Here is a 7,436-nt window from a genome sequence, read left to right as displayed (position 1 = left end):
GAAGGATGGGCTTTTTGCGTTCTTATAACGTCATAACTCGCAAAATGCGGGTTATTGCGCTGCTAACCACGTCTCAATAAACGACACCAGACTGTCTGTGTCATTCAAATTCAGCAATGGAACCTTCAGATCCAGCTGAATATCGCTGGCTACAGCGATAACATGATTATCCATCGTCAGCTCGCTAAGACTGTGCCCGGCATTACTTCTGAAAAGAATAATCTTCGGTACGGCTTCATGTTTAAACCCCTCGACCAGTACCAGATCCAATACAGAATGATCCATTCTGCTCACCAGGTAATGCAAGTCCAGTGGCTCTGCGCTCGGCGTCTCGGTCATCAACGCCCAACGGTTGTTACTGGCGACCAGCGTTTGCGACGCCCCGGCTTTGCGTAGCTCATAGCTATCTTTACCCGGTATATCTACATCCATATTGTGATGCGTGTGTTTAATCAGACCTGGCCGGATCCCTCTGGCACATAGTGCCGGGATCAGTGCTTTTAACAGTGTCGTTTTACCTGTGCCGCTCCAGGCAGCGATGGCCAGAATCGGTGTCATATCGTCCCCTGATGCTTAATGATCTCTTCAATGGTATTGATGTTGATAAATGACGATTTCAGATCGCTGAAATCCACTGCGTGCCCCCCGGATTGACGCAGGAAAACCATGACACGCCGCTCTCCAGCCGCCAGGTAAGCCTCTAGTGGTGCTATTAATCTGCGGTGTAACAATGCCACGGCGGGATGGTCACGCTCACCGTCATGCGCCCAGACAACCGGCGCGTCTGCTGCTGCAGATAGAAAGCGTTCCACCAGATTGGCAGGAATGAAGGGGGTATCGCAGGGGCAGAACAGAAACCACTCCGCCTGTGACTGCTGCATCACCGATAACATGCCGGCAAGGGGACCCGGAAAACCAGGCAACTGATCCTGATAAACCGGATACCCACTGGATTGATAAATGTCGAGATTCCTGTTGGCACTGATCGCCAGCGTCGCGACCTGGTGACGCAATGCGTCCGCGACATGCTGCCATAGCGGTTTGCCGTTTAGACATTGTAGACCTTTATCGATCCCGCCCATGCGAGAAGCTTTGCCCCCCGCAAGGATCACGCCGCAGATATTACTCACCTGGCTCACTAATATCGCCTCTTTTATTGTGGGATTGACCCTGCTAACGTGTCACTCTAAACGAAAGGAGCTTCATCATGAAATGTAAACGTCTCAACGAAGTCATTGAACTTCTCCAGCCAGCCTGGCAAAAAGAGCCAGAGCTGAACCTGATGCAATTTTTACAGAAACTGGCTCAGGAGTCAGGTTTTGAGGGCGAGCTGACCGACCTTTCTGACGACATTCTGATCTATCACTTAAAAATGCGTGATAGCGAAAAAGACGCGGCAATTCCGGGGATTAAGAAAGATTATGAAGAGGATTTCAAAACCGCTTTGTTGCGTGCGCGCGGCATAATTAAAGAGTAAAAGCTTGTAAGAGGCACCACCGTTTGCGTCGTTAAATGATATCCTGAATCATTCGTATAATTTCCGGATGATCGGATGAACGACCAGGCTTTCAATTTCCAGACCTTACATCCGGATACCATTATGGATGCACTGTTTGAACAGGGCATTCGTGTGGACTCCGGACTTACTCCCTTAAACAGCTACGAAAATCGCGTCTACCAGTTTCAGGACGAGGATCGCCAGCGCTTCGTGGTGAAGTTTTACCGCCCGCAGCGCTGGACTGCTGAGCAAATCCAGGAAGAACATCAGTTTGCGCTCGATCTGCTGGCTGATGAAGTACCGGTCGCCGCCCCCCTTGCCTTCGCTAACCAAACGCTATTAACGCACCAGGGCTTCTCTTTTGCCGTCTTCCCCAGTCTTGGCGGCAGACAATTTGAAGCCGATAACATCGATCAGATGGAGTGGGTGGCGCGCTATCTCGGCCGAATCCATCAGACGGGGCAGAAAAAAGCGTTTAACGTTCGTCCGACTATCGGTACGCAGGAATATCTGCACGAACCGCGGCAGGTCTTCGAGACCTCCTCGCTGATCCCCTCCGCCCTGAAAGCATCTTTCCTTAGCGCGACGGATAAACTTATCGCTGCTGTCTCTGCGCGCTGGGACGACAACGTCAATACGCTGCGACTGCATGGGGACTGTCATGCCGGGAATATTCTCTGGCGAGAGGGCCCGTTGTTTGTCGATCTTGATGACGCCCGTATGGGCCCGGCCATCCAGGATCTCTGGATGTTATTGAACGGCGATAAAGCCGAGCAGCGTATGCAGCTTGAAACTATTATCGAAGCATATGAAGAATTTACGCCGTTCGATTCAGATGAAATTGCCCTGATTGAGCCTTTACGCGCCATGCGTTTTGTATATTATCTCGCATGGTTAATCAGGCGTTGGGACGATCCCGCGTTCCCCAGAAACTTCCCGTGGCTTACCGGCGAAGATTACTGGCGTAATCAGATTTCCACCTTTGTTGAACAAGTGAAGGTTCTTCAGGAACCCCCTTTACAATTAACGCCCATGTATTAATCCGACACATCCAGGAGATAAGTGATCATGAAAAAAATTTGGCTGGCGCTGGCAGGTATGATTCTGGCATTTAGCGCATCGGCAGCGCAGTTCACCGATGGCAAACAGTACATCACCCTTGAAAAACCTGTCGCCGGAGAACCTCAGGTGCTTGAGTTCTTCTCCTTCTACTGCCCGCACTGCTATGAGTTCGAGCAGGTTCTCCACGTTTCCGATAACGTGAAGAAAAAACTGCCAGAAGGCACCAAAATGACCAAATACCATGTCGAGTTTCTTGGCCCGTTGGGTAAAGATTTGACGCAGGCATGGGCCGTAGCGATGGCGCTGGGCGTGGAAGATAAAATCACTGCGCCAATGTTCGAAGCGGTGCAGAAAACGCAGACCGTGCAGACAACTGCCGATATCCGTAAAGTCTTTGTAGACGCGGGCGTGAAAGGCGAAGAGTACGACGCGGCCTGGAATAGCTTCGTGGTGAAATCCCTTGTAGCTCAGCAGGAAAAGGCTGCTGCCGACATGCAATTGCGCGGCGTTCCGGCAATGTATGTTAACGGTAAATATCAGCTGAACATGCAGGGCATGGACACCAGCAGCATGGATATTTTCGTACAGCAATATGCTGATACGGTGAAATACCTGGTAGAGAAAAAGTAAAAAAACAGCCGGTCAATGACCGGCTTTTTTATATTCTGCTTTGAGGTTCTCTATAAGCGCGTCTTTCTCGCTCCATAACGTGTTCAGCCAGAGCTGGAAACGGCGTTTAAAATTCTTGTCGTTAACATAATCCCCGTGCAGTTCCTCCGCCACAGGCATCAGATTCACACGTACTACAATGTGTGTCAGCTTACCGCTTAGCATGTCAAAGAAAGGCGTCTGATCATTCTCAGGATAACAGAGCGTAACGTTAAGCAACTTATCGAACTGCTGGCCCAGGACATGGACAGCCATCGCGATGCCTGCTGCCTTTGGCGCCAGTAGGTGACGATAAGGAGAGTGCGTTTGCTGCTGCTTCTCTTCTGTGAAGCGCGATCCCTCCACAAAATTCACGATAGTTGTGGGATGAACACGAAATTTTTCGCAAGAACGCCGGGTAGTGTCGACATCTTGTCCACGCCGTTCAGGATGGCGAATAAGATAACTGCGCGAATAGCGCTTCATAAAAGGCATATCGAGCGCCCAGCATGCCAGGCCCAGAAAAGGAACCCAGGCCAACTGCTGCTTAAGAAAATACTTGTTCATGGGAATATGCGAGCGGAAGAGCACACACAACACTACGATGTCTGCCCAGCTATGATGGTTGCAGATGAGCAAATACCAGTTTTTCTTGTTTAACCCCTCAAGGCCCTGCACATCCCATTTTAAATGGGGGTTGAGTTTGAGCAGAACAGCTAATCCTTCGCACCAGCAATACATCATGAAATTGCAAAAAGTAGAGACTGCGCGCCATACGCCCGGTAACGGCATTAGCAATTTAATGACGCCGGCAATGATGATCGGCACAGAACAGGCGATGGTGAGCAGAATAGTTAATGCGACACTGATCAACAGTATTATCGCAGCGAGCAGTCTCGACATGATTAGTATTTTCAAAGAATTACGTGAGTATCGCCCTCTGGTGCAGGCGCAGGGCGCTGATTTTACCAGAAATCAGGCAAAAGAACGGTGGTTTAACGTGGGGCAGTGAGGAAAACGCTGTTGTAGCGGAGGTTTATTCTGTTTATTTAGGCTGGCGTAGTTAATATCCACATGGAGTAAATAGTCGCCAGGTCCGTTAATCTGCCCGGGATCCAAATATAAGAGACTGATAAATAATGATTAATATATTTATAAGGATCGCGGATACGGAGAGTTATCCAGGCTGTCAGAAACTACACACAAACTTATCCACAGGCAAGATTTGCGAATGATCCCGACGATCGCAAAATCTTTGTCTGTATTAGGCCTGAAAAACTGATGTTTTCATCCTGATGTGGCATCCTTTATCCATAAATTACTCAAAGGCACGGACACTATGGTTCAGATCCCAGAAAACCCTCTTATTCTCGTCGACGGCTCTTCATACCTGTATCGGGCGTATCATGCGTTTCCTCCTCTGACCAACAGCGCCGGAGAGCCTACCGGCGCAATGTATGGCGTGCTGAATATGCTGCGCAGTTTAATCATGCAGTATCAACCCAGCCACGCGGCTGTGGTCTTTGATGCCAAGGGTAAAACCTTCCGTGATGAGCTGTTTGAGCACTACAAATCTCACCGTCCGCCAATGCCAGACGATCTGCGCGCGCAAATTGAACCGCTGCACAAGATGGTCAAAGCGATGGGTCTGCCTTTAATGGCGGTATCGGGTGTAGAAGCAGACGACGTGATTGGTACCCTGGCGCGTGAAGCCGAAAAAATGGGTCGTCCGGTTCTGATTAGTACGGGTGATAAAGATATGGCGCAGCTGGTTACGCCAGGGATCACCCTCATCAATACCATGACCAACACGATTCTGGGGCCAGAAGAGGTGGTCGCAAAATATGGTGTACCGCCAGAGTTGATTATCGATTTCCTCGCTCTGATGGGCGACTCCTCGGATAACATTCCCGGCGTACCGGGTGTGGGTGAGAAAACTGCCCAGGCATTGCTGCAGGGGTTAGGCGGGCTGGATACGCTCTACGCAGAATCGGACAAAATTGCCGGTCTCACCTTCCGTGGTGCGAAGACCATGGCGGGTAAGCTTGCCGATAACAAAGAGGTGGCCTATCTCTCTTATAAGCTGGCCACCATTAAAACTGACGTAGAGCTAGAGCTGGGCTGCGAACAGCTTGAAGTACAACAGCCTGCAGCAGACGAACTGCTGAGTCTGTTTAAACAGTATGAATTCAAACGCTGGAGCGCGGACGTAGAAGCGGGTAAATGGCTGCAGGCGAAAGGGGCAAAACCCGCGGCGAAGCCGAAAGAGACAATTGTGGTCGATGCTGAAGAGCAGGCAGAAGAAGAAGCCGTAACGCTCTCGTTTGAACACTACGAAACGGTTCTCGAAGAGTCACGATTGGTCGCCTGGATCGAGAAATTAAAAAACGCGCCGGTTTTCGCATTTGATACCGAAACCGATAGTCTCGATAACATTTCAGCCAATATGGTAGGCCTGTCGTTTGCGACGGAGCCGGGCATTGCGGCCTATGTTCCTGTGGCACATGACTACCTGGATGCCCCGGATCAGATCTCTCGCGAACGTGTTCTTGAGCTGTTGAAACCTATTCTGGAAGATGACAAAGCGCTGAAGGTCGGGCAAAACCTGAAGTATGACCGTGGCATACTGCAGAATTACGGTATTGAGCTTCGCGGTATCGCCTTCGATACCATGCTGGAATCCTACATTCTGGATAGCGTGGCGGGCCGTCATGATATGGATTCGCTATCTGACCGCTGGCTGAAGCATCAAACCATCACCTTCGAAGCGATCGCCGGTAAGGGCAAGAATCAGCTTACCTTTAACCAGATTGCGCTTGAAGAAGCGGGCCGTTATGCCGCAGAAGATGCGGACGTTACCCTGCAGCTGCATCTGAAAATGTGGCCAAAACTGCAAAAGCAGGCAGGCCCAATGAACGTATTCCAGCATGTAGAGATGCCGCTGGTGCCGGTGCTTTCCCGTATTGAACGCAATGGCGTCAAAATTGACCCAACGGTACTGCATAACCATTCTGGCGAGCTGGCGCAGCGCTTGACGGAGCTCGAGCAAAAAGCCCATGAGCTCGCCGGCGAGCCGTTTAATCTCTCTTCGCCTAAACAGCTGCAGACCATCCTGTTTGAGAAGCAGGGAATTAAACCACTGAAGAAAACGCCGGGCGGCGCACCATCGACGTCAGAAGAGGTGCTTGAGGAGCTGGCGCTGGACTACCCGCTGCCGAAAGTGATTCTGCAATATCGCGGGCTGGCGAAGCTGAAGTCGACTTATACCGACAAGCTGCCGTTGATGATCAATCCCAAAACCGGACGAGTGCATACCTCGTACCACCAGGCGGTGGCGGCGACAGGACGTTTATCCTCAACCGATCCTAACCTGCAAAATATCCCGGTACGTAACGAAGAGGGGCGACGTATTCGCCAGGCATTTATTGCTCCGGAAGATTACGTGATCGTCTCAGCGGACTACTCGCAAATTGAGCTGCGTATTATGGCGCATCTGTCGCGTGATAAAGGCTTGCTGACGGCGTTTGCTGAAGGCCAGGACATTCACCGCGCAACGGCCGCCGAAGTCTTTGGTCTGCCGCTGGAGAGCGTGACGAACGAACAGCGTCGCAGCGCTAAAGCGATCAACTTCGGTCTGATCTACGGTATGAGCGCATTCGGCCTGTCGCGTCAGCTGAACATTCCGCGTAAAGAGTCCCAGCGGTATATGGATTTGTACTTTGAACGTTATCCTGGCGTGCTGCAGTACATGGAACGCACCCGCGCTCAGGCGAAAGAGCAAGGCTATGTCGAAACGCTCGATGGCCGACGCCTGTACCTGCCGGATATCAAATCCAGCAATGCGGCGCGTCGTGCCGGCGCAGAGCGTGCGGCGATTAACGCCCCGATGCAGGGCACCGCAGCGGATATTATTAAGCGCGCGATGATCGCCGTCGATGCGTGGCTGGAAAAGGAAAAGCCGCGGGTGCATATGATCATGCAGGTACACGATGAACTGGTCTTTGAGGTACACAAAGACGAGCTCGAGGCGGCAACGCATAAGATCCATGAATTGATGGAAAACAGCATGAAACTGGATGTTCCGCTGCTGGTGGAAGTAGGAAGTGGCGAAAACTGGGATCAAGCTCACTAAACATATTGGGGGAAAAGGGAATTTCCTGTAAGTAAGCAACATAACTAAGAACTTTTTGTGACGATCATTCGATTTACCTATGTAAAGAATGAAAAA

General features: G+C 50.8%; 8 protein-coding genes. 5 read left to right on the top strand and 3 right to left on the bottom strand.

Annotated elements, in window-relative coordinates:
- Positions 1-51 precede the first annotated feature (51 nt).
- Positions 52-558, bottom strand: a complete 507-nt coding sequence (gene mobB / locus B3511_RS02025; RefSeq protein WP_286772258.1) for a molybdopterin-guanine dinucleotide biosynthesis protein MobB — start codon at positions 556-558, stop codon at positions 52-54.
- On the bottom strand, positions 555-1,139 hold the full coding sequence (gene mobA / locus B3511_RS02020; RefSeq protein ID WP_286772257.1) for a molybdenum cofactor guanylyltransferase MobA: 585 nt from the start codon (positions 1,137-1,139) through the stop codon (positions 555-557). Before mobA ends, mobB begins: the two co-directional genes overlap by 4 nt.
- Before the next feature lie 68 nt (positions 1,140-1,207).
- On the opposite strand from mobA, the gene B3511_RS02015 reads away from it, so the two are divergent.
- The 3 genes from B3511_RS02015 (at position 1,208) to dsbA (ending at position 3,190) form a co-directional block, all read left to right on the top strand.
- On the top strand, positions 1,208-1,477 hold the full coding sequence (locus B3511_RS02015; protein ID WP_046886168.1) for a YihD family protein: 270 nt from the start codon (positions 1,208-1,210) through the stop codon (positions 1,475-1,477).
- 75 nt (positions 1,478-1,552) lie between these two features.
- Positions 1,553-2,539 (top strand): serine/threonine protein kinase, encoded by a 987-nt coding sequence (locus B3511_RS02010; RefSeq protein WP_040077931.1) that lies wholly within the window; start codon positions 1,553-1,555, stop codon positions 2,537-2,539.
- Positions 2,540-2,566: 27 nt separating this feature from the next.
- Positions 2,567-3,190, top strand: coding sequence for a thiol:disulfide interchange protein DsbA (gene dsbA, locus B3511_RS02005; protein WP_046886170.1), 624 nt, complete (start codon positions 2,567-2,569; stop codon positions 3,188-3,190).
- Positions 3,191-3,202: 12 nt separating this feature from the next.
- Here dsbA and B3511_RS02000 read toward each other — a convergent pair whose 3' ends face one another.
- Complete coding sequence (locus tag B3511_RS02000) at positions 3,203-4,057, bottom strand: acyltransferase (RefSeq protein WP_286772260.1); 855 nt, start codon at positions 4,055-4,057, stop codon at positions 3,203-3,205.
- Between B3511_RS02000 and B3511_RS01995 the strand changes: the two genes are divergently transcribed.
- Together B3511_RS01995 and polA are read left to right on the top strand one after the other, a co-directional pair.
- Positions 3,951-4,220, top strand: a complete 270-nt coding sequence (locus tag B3511_RS01995) for a hypothetical protein (protein WP_286772262.1) — start codon at positions 3,951-3,953, stop codon at positions 4,218-4,220. The genes B3511_RS02000 and B3511_RS01995 overlap by 107 nt on opposite strands.
- A gap of 327 nt (positions 4,221-4,547) precedes the next feature.
- Positions 4,548-7,340, top strand: coding sequence for a DNA polymerase I (gene polA, locus B3511_RS01990; protein WP_286772256.1), 2,793 nt, complete (start codon positions 4,548-4,550; stop codon positions 7,338-7,340).
- Positions 7,341-7,436 lie beyond the last annotated feature (96 nt).

It is taken from the genome of Leclercia sp. UBA1284 (assembly GCF_002308415.1).
Taxonomy (GTDB): domain Bacteria; phylum Pseudomonadota; class Gammaproteobacteria; order Enterobacterales; family Enterobacteriaceae; genus Enterobacter; species Enterobacter pneumoniae.
The sequence above is the reverse complement of the archived record's forward strand: the minus strand, read 5'-3'. Positions and strand labels throughout refer to the sequence as shown.